Origin of the sequence: Pseudomonas sp. 21LCFQ02, from assembly GCF_024129895.2 — a bacterium.
GTDB lineage: Bacteria > Pseudomonadota > Gammaproteobacteria > Pseudomonadales > Pseudomonadaceae > Aquipseudomonas.
In genome coordinates, this window is the sequence record NZ_CM178749.1 from 2,240,159 (window position 1) to 2,257,808 (window position 17,650).

A 17,650-nucleotide genomic window follows, 5' to 3' on the forward strand; every position below is an offset into this window, starting at 1 on the left:
ACGTTTCGAATGTCCCAGCCGATCCGCCTCAAAGATCACGAGAAAGACGCCCGCCTGGTGCGCAGCCGTGTTGTGGTCGGGGCTGTGGCCATCGTGCTGCTGGTCTGTGTGCTGATTGCGCGGCTGTATTACCTGCAAGTCATTCAGTACGACTACCACTCGACACTGTCTGAGAACAACCGCGTCCACGTCCAGCCGATTCCGCCGAGCCGTGGCCTGATCTATGACCGTAACGGCGTGGTGATTGCTGACAACCGGCCAAGCTTCAGCCTGAGCGTGACCCGCGAGCGGGCCGGCGACTGGGCCAAGGTGCTCGACACCATCGTCGATGTGCTGCAATTGAGCGCCGATGACCGGGTTATCTTCGAGAAGCGCATGAAGCAGGGCCGGCGGCCGTTCGAGCCGGTGCCGATCCTGTTCGAGCTGACCGAAGAGCAGATTGCTCTGGTCGCGGTGAACCAGTTCCGTCTGCCAGGGGTGGAAGTGGTCGCCCAGTTGGTCCGGCACTATCCGCAAGGCCCGCACTTCGCCCACTCGGTAGGCTATGTCGGGCGGATCAACGAGAAAGAGCTCAAGACCCTCGACCCGATCAACTACAGCGGCACGCACCATATCGGCAAGACCGGCATCGAGCGTTTCTACGAAAACGAACTGCATGGCCAGGTCGGCTACGAAGAAGTCGAGACCAACGCCCGTGGTCGGGTGCTGCGGGTGCTCAAGCGTACCGACCCGGTGCCGGGCAAGGACATCGTGCTGGGCCTGGACATCCACCTGCAGGAAGCCGCCGAGGCGGCGCTGGGCGGGCGTCGCGGCGCTGTCGTGGCGCTGGACCCGAACACCGGTGAAGTGCTGGCGATGGTCAGTGCACCGAGCTTCGACCCGAACCTGTTCGTCACCGGGATCAGCTTCAAGGCCTACGCCGAGTTGCGTGATTCGATTGACCGGCCGTTGTTCAACCGCATCCTGCGCGGCCTCTACCCGCCGGGCTCGACCATCAAGCCGGCGGTGGCCATCGCCGGTCTGGATGGCGGGGCGGTGACGCCGACTTCCAGGGTGTTCGACCCCGGTTATTACCAGTTGCCCAACTATGACCACAAATACCGTAACTGGAACCGCTCCGGTGACGGCTGGGTGGATATGGACACCGCGATCATGCGCTCCAACGACACCTACTTCTACGATCTGGCCCACAAGCTGGGCATCGACAAGCTGTCGACCTACATGAACAAGTTCGGGATTGGCCAGAAGGTCTCGCTGGACATGTTCGAAGAGTCTCCCGGCCTGATGCCTTCGCGTGAGTGGAAGCGCACCACCCGCCGCCAGCCGTGGTTCCCCGGCGAGACCCTGATTCTCGGTATCGGTCAGGGCTACATGCAGGCCACGCCGCTGCAACTGGCCCAGGCCACGGCACTGGTGGCCAGTAAAGGCAAGTGGATCCGTCCGCACCTGGCCAAGACCATCGAAGGTCAGACACCGGTGGACGAGAACCCGATACCGGACATCATCCTGCGCGACCCGAACAACTGGGCCAGGGTCAACCACGGCATGCAGGAAGTGATGCACGGTGCCCGCGGTACTGCGCGCAAGGCGTCGATTGGCGCTCAGTACCGGATTGCCGGCAAGAGCGGTACCGCTCAGGTGGTGGCGATCAAGCAGGGCGAGAAGTACGACCGCAGCAAGGTTCAGGAGCGCCATCGCGACCACGCCTTGTTCGTCGGTTTCGCGCCGGCCGACAACCCCCGGATCGTCGTGGCGGTGATGGTCGAAAACGGTGAGTCCGGTTCCGGGGTCGCGGCGCCAGTGGTGCGGCAGGTGATGGATGCCTGGCTGCTCGACGGCAACGGTCATCTGAAAGCCGAATATGCCGGCTCGTTCAATCCTGAGCGCGGCTCTGCGCCTGTTGTGGAGGCCACCGGCCGTGAAGAGTAATTTCGACCGGGTGCTGTCCAGCGAAGACGTGATGCGTCGCCGGGCGACGCTGCTGCAGCGCATTCATATCGACGGGCCATTGCTGGTGCTGCTGCTGATTCTGGCGGCCGGCAGCCTGTTCGTGCTGTATTCGGCCAGCGGCAAGAACTGGGATCTGCTGCTCAAACAGGCCAGTTCGTTCGGCATCGGCATGGTGGCGATGGTCATCATCGCCCAGTTCGAACCCCGGTTCATGGCCCGCTGGGTGCCGGTCGGCTATGTGGTCGGCGTGCTGTTACTGGTGGTGGTCGACATCATGGGCCATAACGCCATGGGGGCGACCCGCTGGATCAACATCCCCGGGGTGATCCGCTTCCAGCCCTCGGAGTTTCTCAAGATTCTCATGCCGGCCACGATTGCCTGGTATCTGTCCAAGCGCAGCCTGCCGCCGCAGCTCAAGCATGTGGTGGTCAGTCTTGGCCTGATCGGCGTTCCCTTTGTGCTGATCGTGCGCCAGCCTGACCTGGGCACCTCATTGTTGATCCTGGCCTCCGGTGCTTTCGTGCTGTTCATGGCCGGGTTGCGCTGGCGCTGGATTCTGAGTGTGGTGGCGGCCATCGTGCCAGCTTCTGTGGTCATGTGGATGTTCTTCATGCATGACTACCAGAAACAGCGGGTACTGACCTTCCTTGATCCGGAAAGCGACCCGCTGGGCACCGGCTGGAACATCATCCAGTCCAAGGCGGCGATTGGTTCGGGCGGCGTATTCGGCAAAGGCTGGCTGCTGGGCACCCAGTCGCACCTGGACTTTCTGCCAGAGAGCCACACCGACTTCATCATTGCGGTGCTCGGTGAAGAGTTCGGCCTGGTCGGCATCTGTGCGCTGCTGATCGTCTACCTGCTGTTGATTGGTCGTGGGCTGGTGATCACCGCCCAGGCCCAGACGCTGTTCGGCAAGTTGCTGGCCGGAGCACTGACCATGACCTTCTTTGTATACGTCTTCGTCAACATCGGCATGGTCAGCGGTCTGCTGCCGGTGGTGGGGGTTCCATTGCCCTTCATTAGTTATGGCGGAACTTCACTCGTGACCTTGCTGTCAGCGTTTGGCGTTTTGATGTCGATTCATACCCACCGCAAATGGATTGCACAGGCTTGATTAAGGTGAACTATTCAATGCAAGCAGCGCGCAACCTGGCTCGCTACGTACCGCTGGTCAGCCTGATGAGCCTCCTGGGCTCGCTTCAGGAGGCTGTGGCCGGTTCCTACGATGGCTCGCCGCAGGTCGCCGAGTTTGTCGCCGAGATGACCCGCGACTACGGCTTTGCCGGCGAACAACTGGTGGGTGTGTTCCGTGATGTGGAGCGCAAGCAGGCAATTCTCGATGCGATCTCCCGGCCAGCGGAGCGGGTCAAGCCGTGGAAAGAATACCGGCCGATGTTCATCACCGAAGCGCGGATCGCCCGTGGCGTGGATTTCTGGCGTCAGCACGAGGCCACCTTGGCACGCGCCGAGCGCGAGTACGGAGTGCCTGCCCAGGTCATTGTCGCGATCATCGGCGTAGAAACATTTTTCGGTCGTAATACCGGTAATTACCGGGTGATCGATGCACTTTCGACCCTGGGTTTCGACTATCCGCCACGCGCCACGTTCTTTCGCAAAGAGCTGCGCGAGTACCTGCTGCTGGCCCGTGAACAGCAGATCGACCCGCTGACCATCAAGGGCTCCTATGCCGGGGCGATGGGGCTGCCGCAGTTCATGCCCAGCAGCTTTCGCGCCTATGCGGTAGATTTCGACGGTGATGGCCATATCAACATCTGGACTGATCCGGACGATGCCATCGGCAGTGTTGCCAGTTATTTCAAGCGTCACGGCTGGGCAGCGGGCCAGCCAGTGGTCAGCCGCGCCAATGTCTCGGGCGCGCAAGCCGAGCAGGGCCTGAGCCCTGGGCTTGATCCGGTCATGAGCCTGGGAGAGTTGCGAGGCCTGGGCTGGGCAAGTCATGATGCGCTGCGCGATGACCTGCCAGTGACCGCGTTTCGCCTGGAGGGTGACAACGGGCCCGAATACTGGATAGGGTTGAACAATTTTTACGCGATCACTCGCTATAACCGGAGTGTGATGTACGCCATGGCCGTGCATCAGCTCTCCGAATCTCTGGTTCAAGCTCGAGGCGTCAAGTAATGCGGGCAAGTACCTCATTCAAATTGCTGGTGTATGTCGGGATCGGTCTGGTGCTTGCCAGCTGCTCGTCGTCCAGCCGCTCACCGCAACACAGCGGCAGTCAGACCGTGCGCTCTGCGCCGGGGCTGGACATCAACCGCGCCCACAAGGATGGCGCGCCATGGTGGGATGTGGATATCTCGAAGATTCCCGACGCCACCCCGACCCTGCACACCGGTGCCTTCAAGGCCAACCCCTACACCGTGTTGGGCAAGAGTTATTTTCCGATGAACGATGGTCGGCGTTATGTGGCCACCGGTACGGCATCCTGGTATGGCACCAAGTTCCACGGCCAGAACACCGCCAACGGCGAAGTCTATGACCTGTATGGCATGAGTGCCGCGCACAAGACCTTGCCGCTGCCGACCTACGTGAAGGTCACCAACCTCGACAACAACCGCACTGTGGTACTGCGGGTCAACGATCGCGGGCCGTTCTATTCGGACCGGATCATCGACCTGTCCTATGCTGCGGCCAAGAAGCTTGGCTATGCCGAAAGCGGCACGGCGCGGGTCAAGGTCGAAGGCATCGATCCTCAGGAGTGGTGGGCCCAGCGTGGCCGCTCGGCGCCGTTGATGATGGCCCAGGCACAGCCGGCTCCCAAGCCCGCCGCGCCGGTGATCACTGCCTCGGCCGGGACCATCGAGCAATGGACACCGCCGCCTCAGCAACACGCCGCGCCGCCTGTACCCTTGCAGGACGAGGCAAAAAAAAACGCTTCAGGATCAGCCGATGGGCTGTTTCTCCAGGTCGGAGCCTTCGCCAATCCGGATGCTGCGGAGCTGCTGCGCTCGAAGCTGAGCACGATGGTCCGCGCACCGGTGTTCGTCAGTTCCATCGCCCGCAACCAGCAGACGCTCTATCGCGTGCGGATGGGGCCGGTGGCGACGCAGGGTGAGGCCCAGCAACTGCAGGACAGCGTAAGGTCGGCCAACCTGGGGCAACCCAGTGTGGTAACCGCCGATTGATCCACCGCTGCCGGCGACATGTGCGCCGGTGGTGCGCAGCGTGCCTCAATCTGCCGTGCAGAGCAGGAGGCGGCGTTGTAGACGGCAATGCCCTGTGGGGCTTGCCTGCCAGGTTTGGCCTGGCATTACGGGACCTCGTGGGCGGCGCTGCCTGCGACGGATCCTTGAGTTTTGCCCGCGAGGGCATATCTGCCCATTCAGCAATTTCGAGAGACGGATGAACATCACAACCTTCGCAAAACGTCTGTGCCTGCTAGTGCCACTGATGATCGCCCCCACTGCATGGGCCGTAGAGCAGATGACACCGGCTGCACCGCAGTTGGCCGCCAAGTCCTACGTGCTGATGGATGCCGCCAGCGGTAACGTTCTGGTGGAGAGCAACGGCGACCAGCGTCTGCCGCCAGCCAGCCTGACCAAACTGATGACCGCCTATATCGCGACCCTGGAAATCCGTCGTGGCCAGATCGGTGAAAATGACCCGGTAACCGTCAGTGAAAATGCCTGGCGCACCGGTGGCTCGCGGATGTTCATCAAGGTTGGCAGCCAGGTCAGCGTCAGTGATCTGCTGCACGGCGTGATCATTCAGTCGGGTAACGATGCCAGTGTGGCGATTGCCGAGCACATCGCCGGCAGTGAAGACGCGTTTGCCGACCTGATGAACAAGACCTCGGCCGACCTCAAGCTGACCAACACCCACTTCATGAACCCCACCGGCCTGCCGCACCCCGAGCACTACTCCTCGGCGCACGACATGGCCAAGCTGGCCCGCGCGATCATCAACGAAGATCCGGCGCACTATGCGATCTACTCGCAGAAAGAGTTCTTCTGGAACGGCATCAAGCAGCCTAACCGTAACCTGCTGCTGTGGCGCGACAAGACAGTTGATGGCCTGAAGACCGGTCACACCGAAGAGGCTGGCTACTGCCTGGTGTCGTCGGCGGTACGTGATGGCACTCGTCTGATCGCCGTGGTCTTCGGCACCAACAGCGAGCAGGCCCGTGCGGCTGAAACCCAGAAGCTGCTGACCTACGGTTTCCGTTTCTTCGAAACCCAGAACTTCTACCAGAAAGGCCAGGAGCTGGCCCAGGCTCCGGTCTGGAAAGGTGCAACACGTCAGGTCAAGGCTGGCCTGGCGTCGGATCTGAGCCTGACCATGCCTAAAGGGCAAATGAAGAAGCTGTCGGCCAGCATGACCATGAATCCGCAGCTCATCGCGCCTATCGCCAAAGGCGATGTTATCGGCAAGGTTGAAGTGCGCATGGACGACAAAGTGATACACACCGCTGACCTGATCGCACTCGATGCTGTTGAGGAAGGTGGCTTTTTCCGCCGCGTGTGGGATAGCATTCGCCTGTTCTTCTTCGGCCTGTTCAATTAATTCGGGTTCGCACGCAGATCGCGAGCCTGGGTCAGGCAAGCCGCTCCGTTACGGCGCCTGACCCCGCGTAACCGATTATTGTGTGTGCCCTGATCAATGCCGATCTTTTCGCCGCTTGTCCTTGCCTGGGACCAGCGGCGTGTCCGTCTTTACGGCTTGTGAGACCTTTACTGCCATGACCGATACCGACGTCCAGTCGCCAAAAATCGAGTTTCCCTGCAACGACTACCCGATCAAGGTGATCGGTGATACCGGTGTGGGCTTTACTGATACTGTGATCGAGATCCTCAGCAAGTACGCCACGGTGGATATCGACACCCTGGCCGAGCGCCAAAGCAGCAACGGCAAGTACACCACGGTACAACTGCACATCGTCGCCACCGGCGAAGAGCAACTGCGCGATATCAACAGCGCCTTGCGCGCGACAGGTATCGTGCACATGGTGCTCTGATGAGCGATGTACTGGGCATTCGTGAACTGGGTCTGGTCGATTACCGCCAGGCCTGGCAGGCGATGCAGCGTTTTACCGACACCCGTAGCCGCGAGGCTGCCGATGAGGTCTGGCTGGTCGAGCACCCGCCGGTATTTACCCAGGGGCAGTCCGGCAAGGCCGAGCATCTGCTGTTGCCCGGAGATATTCCGGTCGTGCAGGTCGATCGTGGTGGCCAGGTGACTTATCATGGCCCTGGTCAACTGGTTGCCTATCTGCTGCTGGATGTCCGGCGCAAGGGCTGTGGTGTTCGCGATCTTGTTACCCGGATCGAGAACAGCCTGATCCAGTTGCTGGGCAGCTACGGTGTTACTGCAGCGGCCAAGGCCGATGCACCAGGTGTCTATGTCGACGGCGCGAAAATCGCGTCGCTCGGCCTGCGCATTCGCAACGGTTGTTCGTTTCATGGCCTGGCGTTGAACGTCGACATGGACCTGGAACCGTTCCGGCGCATCAATCCCTGCGGTTATGCGGGGCTGAAGATGACCCAGCTGAGCGAACATGCCGGGTCAATAGAATTTGCCGAGGTAAGTGCCCGGCTGCGTGCGCAGCTCGTCAGACACCTCGACTATGCTGAGCAGGCGACCCTTACGGGCGGAATAGACTGATATGACTGAAACCGTGCAAACCCTGATCCCCGCGCTCGACATTTCCGAACGCGCGCCCCGTCCCAAAGTCGAAGCCGGCGTGAAGCTGCGCGGCGCGGAAAAAGTCGCACGTATCCCGGTCAAGATCATTCCGACCGTAGAACTGCCGAAAAAACCCGACTGGATTCGCGTCCGTATCCCGGTTTCGCCGGAAGTCGACCGCATCAAGCAATTGCTGCGCAAGCACAAGCTGCACAGTGTCTGTGAAGAGGCGTCCTGCCCGAACCTTGGCGAGTGCTTCTCCGGTGGCACCGCGACGTTCATGATCATGGGCGACATCTGCACCCGTCGTTGCCCGTTCTGCGACGTGGGCCATGGTCGTCCGAAGCCACTGGACGTCGATGAGCCGCACAACCTGGCGGTGGCCATCGCCGACCTGCGCCTGAAGTACGTGGTGATCACCTCCGTCGACCGCGACGACCTGCGCGACGGCGGTGCCCAGCACTTCGCTGACTGTATCCGCGAAATCCGCGCCCTGTCGCCCAACGTGCAACTGGAAACCCTGGTGCCTGACTACCGTGGGCGGATGGACGTGGCCCTGGAAATCACCGCAGCCGAGCCGCCGGATGTGTTCAACCACAACCTGGAAACCGTACCGCGCCTGTACAAGGCTGCGCGGCCGGGTTCGGACTATCAGTGGTCGCTGACCCTCCTGCAACGCTTCAAGCAGATGGTGCCGCATGTACCGACCAAATCCGGTCTGATGCTGGGCCTGGGCGAGACCGACGACGAAGTGATCGAAGTCATGCAGCGCATGCGCGAACATGACATCGACATGCTGACCCTGGGTCAGTACCTGCAACCTTCGCGCAACCACCTGCCGGTGCAACGCTTCGTACACCCCGACACCTTTGCCTGGTTCGCCGAGGAAGGCTACCGCATGGGCTTCAAGAACGTCGCCTCCGGCCCGTTGGTCCGCTCTTCGTACCACGCTGACGAGCAAGCCAAGATCGCCAAGAAAGCCCTGTGATCCCAGGCTGAAAAGCAAAAGGGCCGGATAGTGATATCCGGCCCTTTTTATTTGTGATGTCTGTTGCTGTTGATTGCGCTTGCTCCTGGAGCCGATATTAGCCAGGCGCCGCCCAATGCCAGATCGGCGCCGTGGTGGGTAGCGGCAGCAGACGGCGTTTCGCAAGCCGCCCCGGCCGATCTGAATCAGGATGCGGGTTTGCGCAGGGCGTTGAGCAACTCATGGGTCGGATAGCCGTCCGCCGGCCAGCCAAAGGCCTGCTGGGCGCTGCGGATCGCCTTGCGGGTATTGGCACCGATTATCCCGTCCGGCGCGCCAGCGTCGTACTGACGGGCACTGAGCAGGCTCTGCAACTCGATACGCTCGGAGCGGCTCAACGGCAGATCGCTCTTTGGCCAGTTGCCTACGATAAACCCTGCGCCCTTGAGCCGATCGGCCAGCAGGTTGATCGCCATCGCGTAAGAGGTTGAGTTGTTGTACTTGAGCACGGCGCGGAAGTTGTCCAGCACCAGGAAGGCCGGGCCACGATAGCCCGCTGGCAAAAGCAACGAGGCCTGCTGCTGGCTGGCCGCCAATGGTAGCGCCGAGCCGTCGGGCAGTTTGACCCCCAGCGCCTGCCACTGCGCCAGGTTCTTGCGCACTGTCGGGTCGGCCAGGGCATAGTCGAAATCGCCGCCCAGCACCACTTCATAACCCCAAGGCTGGCCACGTTGCCAGCCTGAGCTTTGCAGGTAATGGGCAGCGGATGCCAGGGCATCTACCGGGCTGTTCCAGATATCACGGCGGCCGTCACCGTCGAAGTCCACCGCATGGGTGTGGTAAGTGGTGGGCATGAATTGGGTCTGGCCCATGGCGCCGGCCCAGGAACCCAGCATGCGTTCCGGGGTGATATCACCTTGCTGAAGAATCTGCAGCGCCGCGAGCAGCTGGTTTTGCGCGAAGGCCGGGCGCCGGCCTTCATAAGCCAGGGTCGCCAGCGAGCGGATCACCGACTGTGAGCCCTGGAACTGGCCGAAGTTGCTCTCCATGCCCCAGACCGCTACCAGCGCCTGGCGGTCGACGCCATAGCGCTGCTCAATGCTCTGCAGCTCGCTGGCGTACTGGGTCAGCAGCGCCTGGCCCTTGCGCACCCGGGAATTGGAAATGGCGTTATCGAGGTACTCCCACACCGGCCGGCTGAACTCGGGCTGGCTGCGGTCGGCCTTGACCACGCTCATGTCCGGAGTCACGCCGGCGAAGGCCTTGTCGAACACCTCACCACGGATGCCGGCCTGCAAGGCCTGGTTGCGAAAGCCCGACTGCCATTCGGCAAAGCTGATGGTCGGCGCGATCGCCAGATTCTGGTCGACCTGCAGCGGAGCGACTGGCGTCAGAACCGCTGGAGCATTGGTTTTGCTGGTTTGCAGAGGCGTGGCATCGGCGGCGGTGGGCTTTTCAGCGCAGGCGACCAGTGCAACGAGGCTGGAGGCGGCGATCAGCTGGCGTAACGGCCAGGGCTGGGTCAAACAGAAATGCATGCTGGGGTCCAGAAAGGAATACCGTTTAGATGCAGACCTTAACATGCCCGCAACGTTGCAGGGGCTTGGAAAGTAACGGCATTTATCAAGCCGCCATAAAGCAGGAAGCCTCCCAGTTTTTTGACAGGAAGGCTTCGCGCTGGTAACTGCCTTTGCCCTTGGCCGGGCGTTCCTGACGACAACGGAACAGTGGCTGGGCGACGATGGACTTGGCTTTGTTGGGCCGTTTTTTCTGGCTCATGGCAGGATTCCCCGGTGGGTTGAACGGGGCGCATCATCAGGCTTGTGGGCGGCGTTGTCCAATAGCTCTGCACTATCATGCAGACCGCCACTGCAAGAGCGGCTTTGGCCGCAATAGTGTTCAGTTAAGTGCTTTATGCCCCGGTGGGCGCGAGCTTGGTCTGGGCGGCATACCGACGAAGAAGCCAGTGAAAACACGACATCTGGTGTGACTTTGCCGGCCCCTTCACGAGCGAGCTCGTTCCCGCAAAGGCATGCAGCGCTTATCTGAACAGTTCGTGATGCGAGGCTTTCGCGGCTCAAGCCGCTGCTACTCGGCAGGCAGCGCCAGGCGCTGGCCTGCCATCAGCAGTGCCAGGCGGCCCAGGCTGCTCCAGGCCGAGCCTGGTGCCTGGCCCTTGATCTGCTCATCAATGCGCTGGGCTTCGAGCAACAGCTGGTTCCAGCGCTTGCTGGACAGCCGTTGCAGGGCTTTGCTCATCAACGGCTTGCGTTTGTCCCAGACCGGCGGGCGCGCCGAGCTGAACACTTTGTCCAGCGGCATGCCCTGGTTGTATTGCATGGCCATGGTCGCCAGCGAGCGCAGCTCGCGGGTCAGGGCCCAAAGCACGACCGGCGTCTCTACGCCCTCGCCGCGCAACCCTTCAAGAATGCGCAGTGCATGCGCGGCTTCGCCATTGAGCACCGCGTCGGTCAGGCCGAATACATCGAACCGCGCGCTGTCAGCCACCGCAGCCTGCACGGTGTCCACCGTGATCTGGCCGGCTTCGGCCATCAGCTTGAGCTTTTCGATTTCCTGGGCGGCAGCCAACAGGTTGCCTTCGACCCGTGCGGCAATCAGTTCCACCGCGTCCTGGGTGGCCGCCAGCCCGGCCTGGGACAGACGTTGGCGGATCCACTGCGGCAACTGGCCGGCGTCCACCGGCCAGATCTGGACGAACTGGCAGTGTTGGCCGTCGATCAGTGCCTTGCCCCACTTGGTTTTCTGCGCGCTCCCGTCAAGCTTGGGCAGGCTGATCAGCAGCAGCGTATCTTCAGCCGGGCGCGAGCAATACTCGATCAGCGCCGCAGCGCCCTTGTCACCGGGCTTGCCCGAGGGCAGGCGCAGTTCCAGCAGACGCCGTTCAGCGAACAGCGACAGGCTGGCGCCGGCCTGGAGCAGGGTGCCCCAGTCAAAGTTGCTGTCGGCGCTGAACACCTGACGTTCGTCGAAGCCTTGCAGGCGCGCTGCGGCGCGAATGGCGTCAGCAGCTTCCTGGCAAAGCAGGGGGTCATCGCCACTGATCACATAGACCGGTGCGAGAGTCCCTTGCAGGTGTTTGCCGAGTTGGGCGGGGGCGAGCTTCATGGTCAGGCAGCTTCGGGGCCAGCGTACTGGCCCCTGAGGCTTAGCGGCCGGGGATTTCGATAGGTGACTGCTGAGGTGTTTCGTCACGCAGGCGCTGGGCCTCCTGACGCGCTTGTTCCTCGGCACGGGCCACTTCATCAGCCTGGGCTTGCAATTGGTCCAGACGCTGCGGAGTCAACTGTTGCAGACGGGCCAGCATGCGCTGTACCAGATCGTGACGCATTTCCTGACGGATCTGCGCGGCTTCCTGGTCGGAGCCGGTCAGGTTGTTGCCGTCGTGAACATAAATGCGATCGACAGAGATCTTGTCAGCCAGCAGGAAGCGATCCTGGATACCGCGGATTTCGTAGTTGAGGGTCGAGGTCAGCTGGTTCTCGGCAGAACGGCCAGAGCCGGAGTAACTGGCGGTACGCTGGGTCTCGGCTTCGTTGACCAGGACCAGTTTGTACGGTGCGCCGGTGTAGACCTTGACGCCGCCGGCGGTGAGCAGGCGATTGAGCTGGGTGACGGTCTCGCCGTAAGCATTGCGGGCGCTTACGTCCAGCTCGGTGATGCTCAACTGGTTGGTGCCGGTACCACGCAACTGGAAGCCACAGGCACTCAATACCACGGCCATGCCGATCACCAGCAGATTGCGTTTGATCATCTTGATACTCCCCTTGAACCCGTATGGGCACGCTGTGCGTACCCTGGAAATTGGCGGGCGCCCGGACCGGCCGGGCGCCTGGCTCATCAGCTTGCGACGATATTGACCAGTTTTCCTGGCACGACGATGACCTTGCGGATGGTCAGGCCGTCGAGGAAGCGCAGCACGTTTTCGTTGACGCGGGCGGCGGCTTCGACTTCTTCGCGGCTGGCACTGGCCGGCACTTCGATATGGCCGCGCAGCTTGCCGTTGACCTGAACCACCACTTGCAGGCTGTCCTGCACCAGAGCACTTTCATCCAGTACCGGCCAGGCTGCATCGATGACGGCGCCGGCATGACCGAGCTGTTGCCACACCACGTGGCTGATGTGCGGGGTGATCGGCGCGAGCAGCAGGGCTACGGTTTCCAGCCCCTCTTGCAGCAAGGCGCGGTCCTGTTGGCTGGCTTGCGAGGCTTTCTCCAGCACGTTCATCAAGGTCATTACCTGGGCAATGGCGGTGTTGAACTTGTGGAACTGACCGACATCAGTGCTGGCCTGCTTGATGGCCGCATGGATGGAGCGGCGTACCGCTTTCTGTGCGTCGTCCAGTGCGGTGCTGTCCAGCTTGCCTGGCAGGCCCTGGCTGACGTGGGCATGGGCCAGGCGCCAGACGCGACGCAGGAAGCGGCTTGCGCCCTCGACACCGGAGTCGGACCATTCCAGGCTCTGGTCAGGTGGCGAGGCGAACATCATGAACAGGCGGCAGGTGTCGGCACCGTAGGCGTCGATCATCGCCTGAGGATCCACGCCGTTGTTCTTGGACTTGGACATCTTCTCGGTGCCGCCAATTTCCACCGGCAAGCCATCGGTCTTCAGGCGTGCGCCAATGATCTTGGCTTTGGCGTCGCGCTCGACTTCGACGTCGGCCGGGTTGAACCAGTCCTTGCCGCCGTTGCTGGCGGTGCGGTAGTAGGTCTCGGCGACCACCATGCCCTGGGTCAGCAGGTTCTTGAACGGCTCGTTGGAAGTGACCAGGCCTTCGTCGCGCATCAGCTTGTGGAAGAAGCGCGCATACAGCAAGTGCAGGATCGCGTGTTCGATACCGCCAATGTACTGATCGACCGGCAGCCAGTGGTTGGCCGCTTTCGGATCGACCATGCCGCCTTCGTAGTTGGGCGAGGCATAGCGGGCGAAATACCACGACGACTCGACGAAGGTGTCCATGGTGTCGGTTTCGCGCTTGGCTGCAGTGCCGCATTTCGGGCAGCTGCACTCATAAAACTCAGGCATGCGCGCCAGTGGCGAACCGGCGCCGTCGGGCACCACGTCTTCGGGCAGTTTTACCGGCAGTTGATCTTCGGGCACCGGTACGTCGCCGCAGGACGGGCAGTGGATGATCGGGATCGGGCAGCCCCAGTAGCGCTGGCGGCTGATGCCCCAGTCGCGCAGGCGGAACTGGGTCCGGGATTTGCCCAGTTGCTTGCTGATCAGTGCCACTTCGATGGCGTCGAAGGCGCCCTGGAAGTCCAGGCCGTCGAACTCACCGGAATTGATCAACTGGCCATGCTCGCCATAAGCGGCCTGCCAATCGCTACCGACCTCGTCGCCAGCGCTGGTGCGCACCACGGCCTTGATCGGCAGGTTGTACTTGCGGGCAAATTCGAAGTCGCGCTCGTCGTGGGCCGGTACGGCCATGACTGCGCCGTCGCCGTAGTGCATCAGCACGTAGTTGGCGACCCACACCGGCAGTTTCTCGCCGGTCAGCGGATGCTCGACGAACAGGGCAGTGGGCATGCCCTTCTTCTCTTGGGTGGCAACGTCGGCTTCGGCGACGCTGCCGCTCTTGCATTCTTCGATGAACGCCTGCAGCGCCGGGTCGTTGACGGCGGCCTGGGTGGCCAGCGGGTGCTCGGCCGCCACCGCCACGTAGGTGGCGCCCATCAGCGTGTCGGCACGGGTGGTGAAGACTTTCAGCGCGCCGGCGTGGCCGATGCTCGCTTGGTCATAGGGGAATTGCACTTCCATGCCGCGGGATTTGCCGATCCAGTTGCGCTGCATGGTTTTGACCTGCTCAGGCCAGCCCGGCAGTTCGTCGAGGCTTTCGAGCAGTTCGTCTGCGTAGTCGGTGATGCGGAAGTAGTACATCGGGATTTCGCGCTTTTCGATCAGCGCGCCCGAACGCCAGCCACGGCCGTCGATGACCTGCTCGTTGGCCAGTACGGTCTGGTCCACCGGGTCCCAGTTGACGGTGCCGTTCTTGCGATAAATCACGCCTTTTTCGAACAGGCGGGTGAACAGCCACTGCTCCCAGCGATAGTAGTCGGGCTTGCAGGTGGTCACTTCGCGGGACCAGTCGATTGCCAGGCCCAGGCTGTTGAGCTGGGACTTCATGTAGGCAATGTTTTCGTAGGTCCATTTGGCCGGCGCGACGTTGTTCTTCATCGCGGCGTTTTCTGCCGGCATGCCAAAAGCGTCCCAACCCATCGGTTGCAGGACGTTCTTGCCCTGCATGCGATGGTAACGGGCAATCACGTCACCGATGGTGTAGTTGCGCACATGACCCATGTGCAGCTTGCCGCTGGGGTAAGGAAACATCGACAGGCAGTAGAAAGTCTCCTTGCCTGGCTGTTCACTGACTGCAAAAGACTTTTGCTCATCCCAGAAGGATTGGGCGGCGGCTTCGATTTCGCGGGGCTGATAGAGTTCGTGCATGGCTGCTTTTAACTAAGGAGTGGTGACCCTTGGCCTCTTCATCGCTTCGCCGAGTCGTTCGGCACCCGGCACGAGGGCTGGGCGCTGCGTTCCGGCTCAGGAGAGCGCAAGTGGAGTGACAGGAAACGCCGTAGCATACATGAGCGCTGTCTATCGAGGGAAACCCTGATTGCGCTGGCGAGCGGCAAAAAAACCGCCCAGCGTCGCATTCGCTGGCCAGTTCCTGCCGTTTGTCGCAGTTTCCCGCCTGTTTCAATAGCAGCGCTAAGCTCAACAACGAGGGTATGTCCTATCTTCAAAGAGGTGAGCGGATGACAGAGTTGCAGCACACAGTAGTCACTTCTGAGCTGTATGAACGTTTGATCAATCGACTCGGACTTGCGCTGGAAACGGCCAGCACAGCAGTCCGGCTTCGCAATGAGTTACCCGATGAGCTTGAACTTGATGGGTTGAGCGATGCTGAATTCGAGTGGATCGAGGCCTACCTTGAAAAAGGCGTGAAGGCGGCAAACGGGGCTGTTAAGGGTAAGTCTGAGGGCAGCTTCAATGATGCACCGGAGCGATCCGTGCCAGTCAGGGTGTCGCAGGATTTGGCCAGAGTCATCTGGCTCGAAGACAAGAGGCGGACCAACACCGTGGCCAGATCGGGCCGTTATTCACAGAATTTCTTCAAGTTCTGATCATCGCGGGCTGCGGGCCCGTTCAGCAGGCATTGTTGCCTGGCACCAATCAATCTAGGCTTCGGGCATCGATGGAGATGCCCGATGCCTTTGCGTTATCTGTTCAAAACCCTGCTGTTACCTCCGGGTGTTCTGTTGCTTCTGCTTGTGCTGGGCTGGTGGTTGCGTGGTTCGCGACCGCGCCTGGCCTTGCTGTGCTGGGTGACGGGGCTGGGCGGCTTATGGTTGATGAGCCTGCCGGTGGCGGTCGAGCAGGCTGCCCGGCAACTGGAGCGGGTGCCGCCACTGGCGCTTGAGCAGTGGTCGACACTCGCCGACCAGGCCGATGCGATCGTGGTGCTGGGCAATGGCCGTGAGCGTAACGCGCCGGCCTGGGGTGAAGATGTGCCCACCGACATGGGCCTGCAACGCTTGCAAATGGCCGCACGCCTGGCCAAAGCCAGCGGGCTGCCACTGCTGGTCAGCGGAGGTCTGCACTACGGCCAGCCGCCCAGTGAGGCGCGGATCATGAGTGATGTATTGAGCCGGGATTTCGGTGTCAGTGTGCGCTGGCTTGAAGAGCGCAGCCGCACCACTTGGGAAAACGCGACCATGACCGCGCAGCAACTGGCGCCGTCGGGATTGACCCGCGTGGTGCTGGTCACCCAGGCCTGGCACATGCCCCGCGCACGCTGGAGTTTCGAGCAGGCTGGCTTTACGGTGATCGGCGCGCCGGTGGGTTTTCTGGGCGTGGACAATGCCCGACCTTTCGGCGGCTGGTTACCGGAAAGCCGTGCCTTTGGCCAGAGCGCCCTGCTGCTTAACGAAGCAGCAGGAGCACTGGTGTATCCGTGGGTGTATCCTTGACATCCTCCCCGCCCTAAAAGGCGGGGATTCCCACAACTGGACGCTCATGCCCGAGCGCGAGAATGTTCTTGGCGGCGTTGACGTCGCGGTCGTGGGTGGCACCGCACCCACAACAAGTCCATTCCCTTATTCCAAGCCCTGCGATACCTCTGGGCCTCGAGTCCGGCAATTGCTTGCAGCTCGAACAGGTTTGGGTGGTGTTTCTCTCGCTAACAACCTTGAAAACCGTGCCTGCGTGATCGCATTTGTATTCCAGCATCGTTTTCAATTGGCCCCAGCCGGCGTCCAGCACCGACTTGGCCATCCTGGTTTTCGCGAGTTTCAGTGAGTTCACATCACCCACCACAATGACGCCACAACGCGCGACCAGCGCGTTGCTGAACTTATGCAGGGCATCCTTGCGGCGGTTCGCAATCCTGGCGTGAATCGCCCGTACACGGGCCTTCTTGCCGGCCCGCTGGGCCGTGCCCAGGGCTCTTTCCAGATCCCGGTAGAACCTGCCGCTTTCAAGGCGATCACCGTCGCTGCAGGTGGCCGTGGTTTTCAGTCCGAGGTCGATACCCACTGCGTCCTGGCCTGGCGATAACTGGCGATCGACCTCGACCACGACGTTGAAATACCAGCGTCCACGGCTGTCCTCGTTGAAGCTACCGGATCTGAATTTAAAGCCCACCAGGCCGTAGCTGTCCCAGACCTTGAAGTGCTGTCTGTTGAAGACGACCTGGCCGTTTTTCCAGACAGCAGCGCCGACCTTGAAGGGCACCCAGCCCAGGCTGCGCCGGGCGCCGCCCGAGCAGCGCCAGCGTAGCTGGCGCTTTTTGAACTGCTTGCGCCGTGTGACATATTCGTCGGCAACAGCCTGCACCGATTGGCTGTGCAGCCCCAGGTCTTTGCCGGCCCCGTTGGTGTACTTGTGAATGTCGAACGCCGACAGAAAACGACCACGCTCACGAATCGAGCGACTGCTCAACTCGTTTACGTAGTTCCACACAAAATTCACAGCACGAGAAGCTTCACGCAGCTGCGCTGCGTGCTTGTCTCGCACTCGAACCTTGAGGGTTTTGGTCGCTTTCATTTCAGTCATGAAACACAGAATAGG

At 61.5% G+C, this 17,650-nt stretch carries 16 protein-coding genes; 10 read left to right on the forward strand and 6 right to left on the reverse strand.

Features of this window, described 5'->3' with window-relative positions:
- The first annotated feature begins 9 nt into the window (after window positions 1-9).
- The 8 genes from mrdA (at window position 10) to lipA (ending at window position 8,581) form a co-directional block, all read left to right on the forward strand.
- Window positions 10-1,929: a penicillin-binding protein 2 gene (gene mrdA / locus NJC40_RS10175; protein WP_045487342.1), complete on the forward strand. Its 1,920-nt coding sequence runs from the start codon at window positions 10-12 to the stop codon at window positions 1,927-1,929.
- Window positions 1,930-1,960: 31 nt separating this feature from the next.
- The gene (gene rodA, locus NJC40_RS10180) at window positions 1,961-3,064 is read left to right on the forward strand and encodes a rod shape-determining protein RodA (protein ID WP_045494235.1); all 1,104 of its coding nucleotides are present in this window, start codon (window positions 1,961-1,963) and stop codon (window positions 3,062-3,064) included.
- A 17-nt stretch (window positions 3,065-3,081) separates the two neighbouring features.
- On the forward strand, window positions 3,082-4,089 hold the full coding sequence (mltB, locus tag NJC40_RS10185; RefSeq protein ID WP_045487345.1) for a lytic murein transglycosylase B: 1,008 nt from the start codon (window positions 3,082-3,084) through the stop codon (window positions 4,087-4,089).
- Window positions 4,089-5,096 (forward strand): septal ring lytic transglycosylase RlpA family protein, encoded by a 1,008-nt coding sequence (locus NJC40_RS10190; protein WP_253142495.1) that lies wholly within the window; start codon window positions 4,089-4,091, stop codon window positions 5,094-5,096. The genes mltB and NJC40_RS10190 overlap by 1 nt, the downstream gene beginning before the upstream one ends.
- Window positions 5,097-5,313: 217 nt before the next feature.
- On the forward strand, window positions 5,314-6,474 hold the full coding sequence (locus NJC40_RS10195; protein WP_045487351.1) for a D-alanyl-D-alanine carboxypeptidase family protein: 1,161 nt from the start codon (window positions 5,314-5,316) through the stop codon (window positions 6,472-6,474).
- 175 nt (window positions 6,475-6,649) lie between these two features.
- Window positions 6,650-6,925: a DUF493 domain-containing protein gene (locus NJC40_RS10200; protein WP_045487354.1), complete on the forward strand. Its 276-nt coding sequence runs from the start codon at window positions 6,650-6,652 to the stop codon at window positions 6,923-6,925.
- Window positions 6,925-7,572 carry a lipoyl(octanoyl) transferase LipB gene (lipB, locus tag NJC40_RS10205; RefSeq protein WP_045487357.1) on the forward strand — a complete coding sequence of 216 codons (648 nt, stop codon included), beginning with the start codon at window positions 6,925-6,927 and terminating at the stop codon, window positions 7,570-7,572. Before NJC40_RS10200 ends, lipB begins: the two co-directional genes overlap by 1 nt.
- Before the next feature lies 1 nt (window position 7,573).
- Window positions 7,574-8,581: a lipoyl synthase gene (lipA, locus tag NJC40_RS10210; RefSeq protein WP_045487360.1), complete on the forward strand. Its 1,008-nt coding sequence runs from the start codon at window positions 7,574-7,576 to the stop codon at window positions 8,579-8,581.
- Between the two features lie 185 nt (window positions 8,582-8,766).
- Here the strand turns inward: lipA and NJC40_RS10215 are convergent, their stop codons facing one another.
- The 5 genes from NJC40_RS10215 to leuS all read right to left on the reverse strand — a co-directional run bounded on the left by NJC40_RS10215 (window position 8,767) and on the right by leuS (window position 15,025).
- Window positions 8,767-10,098: a lytic murein transglycosylase gene (locus tag NJC40_RS10215; RefSeq protein ID WP_045487362.1), complete on the reverse strand. Its 1,332-nt coding sequence runs from the start codon at window positions 10,096-10,098 to the stop codon at window positions 8,767-8,769.
- Between the two features lie 85 nt (window positions 10,099-10,183).
- Complete coding sequence (arfA, locus tag NJC40_RS10220; protein WP_253142494.1) at window positions 10,184-10,339, reverse strand: alternative ribosome rescue factor ArfA; 156 nt, start codon at window positions 10,337-10,339, stop codon at window positions 10,184-10,186.
- Between the two features lie 309 nt (window positions 10,340-10,648).
- On the reverse strand, window positions 10,649-11,686 hold the full coding sequence (gene holA, locus NJC40_RS10225; RefSeq protein WP_253142493.1) for a DNA polymerase III subunit delta: 1,038 nt from the start codon (window positions 11,684-11,686) through the stop codon (window positions 10,649-10,651).
- 40 nt (window positions 11,687-11,726) lie between these two features.
- Window positions 11,727-12,332 (reverse strand): LPS-assembly lipoprotein LptE, encoded by a 606-nt coding sequence (locus NJC40_RS10230; protein ID WP_045487370.1) that lies wholly within the window; start codon window positions 12,330-12,332, stop codon window positions 11,727-11,729.
- 86 nt (window positions 12,333-12,418) lie between these two features.
- Window positions 12,419-15,025 (reverse strand): leucine--tRNA ligase, encoded by a 2,607-nt coding sequence (gene leuS / locus NJC40_RS10235; protein WP_045487373.1) that lies wholly within the window; start codon window positions 15,023-15,025, stop codon window positions 12,419-12,421.
- A gap of 311 nt (window positions 15,026-15,336) precedes the next feature.
- On the opposite strand from leuS, the gene NJC40_RS10240 reads away from it, so the two are divergent.
- The gene (locus NJC40_RS10240; protein ID WP_253142492.1) at window positions 15,337-15,705 is read left to right on the forward strand and encodes a hypothetical protein; all 369 of its coding nucleotides are present in this window, start codon (window positions 15,337-15,339) and stop codon (window positions 15,703-15,705) included.
- 84 nt (window positions 15,706-15,789) lie between these two features.
- Window positions 15,790-16,551, forward strand: coding sequence for a YdcF family protein (locus NJC40_RS10245; RefSeq protein WP_253142491.1), 762 nt, complete (start codon window positions 15,790-15,792; stop codon window positions 16,549-16,551).
- A gap of 13 nt (window positions 16,552-16,564) precedes the next feature.
- Here the strand turns inward: NJC40_RS10245 and NJC40_RS10250 are convergent, their stop codons facing one another.
- Window positions 16,565-17,626, reverse strand: a complete 1,062-nt coding sequence (locus tag NJC40_RS10250; protein WP_492180522.1) for an RNA-guided endonuclease InsQ/TnpB family protein — start codon at window positions 17,624-17,626, stop codon at window positions 16,565-16,567.
- Window positions 17,627-17,650 lie beyond the last annotated feature (24 nt).

Coding starts and splice junctions, on each gene's coding strand:
- holA (WP_253142493.1), bottom strand. CDS start 11,686: ATGAAGCTCGCCCCCGCCCAACTCGGCAAACACCTGCAAGGGACTCTC.
- NJC40_RS10200 (WP_045487354.1), top strand. CDS start 6,650: ATGACCGATACCGACGTCCAGTCGCCAAAAATCGAGTTTCCCTGCAAC.
- leuS (WP_045487373.1), bottom strand. CDS start 15,025: ATGCACGAACTCTATCAGCCCCGCGAAATCGAAGCCGCCGCCCAATCC.
- arfA (WP_253142494.1), bottom strand. CDS start 10,339: ATGAGCCAGAAAAAACGGCCCAACAAAGCCAAGTCCATCGTCGCCCAG.
- mrdA (WP_045487342.1), top strand. CDS start 10: ATGTCCCAGCCGATCCGCCTCAAAGATCACGAGAAAGACGCCCGCCTG.
- NJC40_RS10240 (WP_253142492.1), top strand. CDS start 15,337: ATGACAGAGTTGCAGCACACAGTAGTCACTTCTGAGCTGTATGAACGT.
- NJC40_RS10215 (WP_045487362.1), bottom strand. CDS start 10,098: ATGCATTTCTGTTTGACCCAGCCCTGGCCGTTACGCCAGCTGATCGCC.
- NJC40_RS10195 (WP_045487351.1), top strand. CDS start 5,314: ATGAACATCACAACCTTCGCAAAACGTCTGTGCCTGCTAGTGCCACTG.
- rodA (WP_045494235.1), top strand. CDS start 1,961: ATGCGTCGCCGGGCGACGCTGCTGCAGCGCATTCATATCGACGGGCCA.
- NJC40_RS10245 (WP_253142491.1), top strand. CDS start 15,790: ATGCCTTTGCGTTATCTGTTCAAAACCCTGCTGTTACCTCCGGGTGTT.
- mltB (WP_045487345.1), top strand. CDS start 3,082: ATGCAAGCAGCGCGCAACCTGGCTCGCTACGTACCGCTGGTCAGCCTG.
- NJC40_RS10230 (WP_045487370.1), bottom strand. CDS start 12,332: ATGATCAAACGCAATCTGCTGGTGATCGGCATGGCCGTGGTATTGAGT.
- NJC40_RS10190 (WP_253142495.1), top strand. CDS start 4,089: ATGCGGGCAAGTACCTCATTCAAATTGCTGGTGTATGTCGGGATCGGT.
- NJC40_RS10250 (WP_492180522.1), bottom strand. CDS start 17,626: ATGAAAGCGACCAAAACCCTCAAGGTTCGAGTGCGAGACAAGCACGCA.
- lipB (WP_045487357.1), top strand. CDS start 6,925: ATGAGCGATGTACTGGGCATTCGTGAACTGGGTCTGGTCGATTACCGC.
- lipA (WP_045487360.1), top strand. CDS start 7,574: ATGACTGAAACCGTGCAAACCCTGATCCCCGCGCTCGACATTTCCGAA.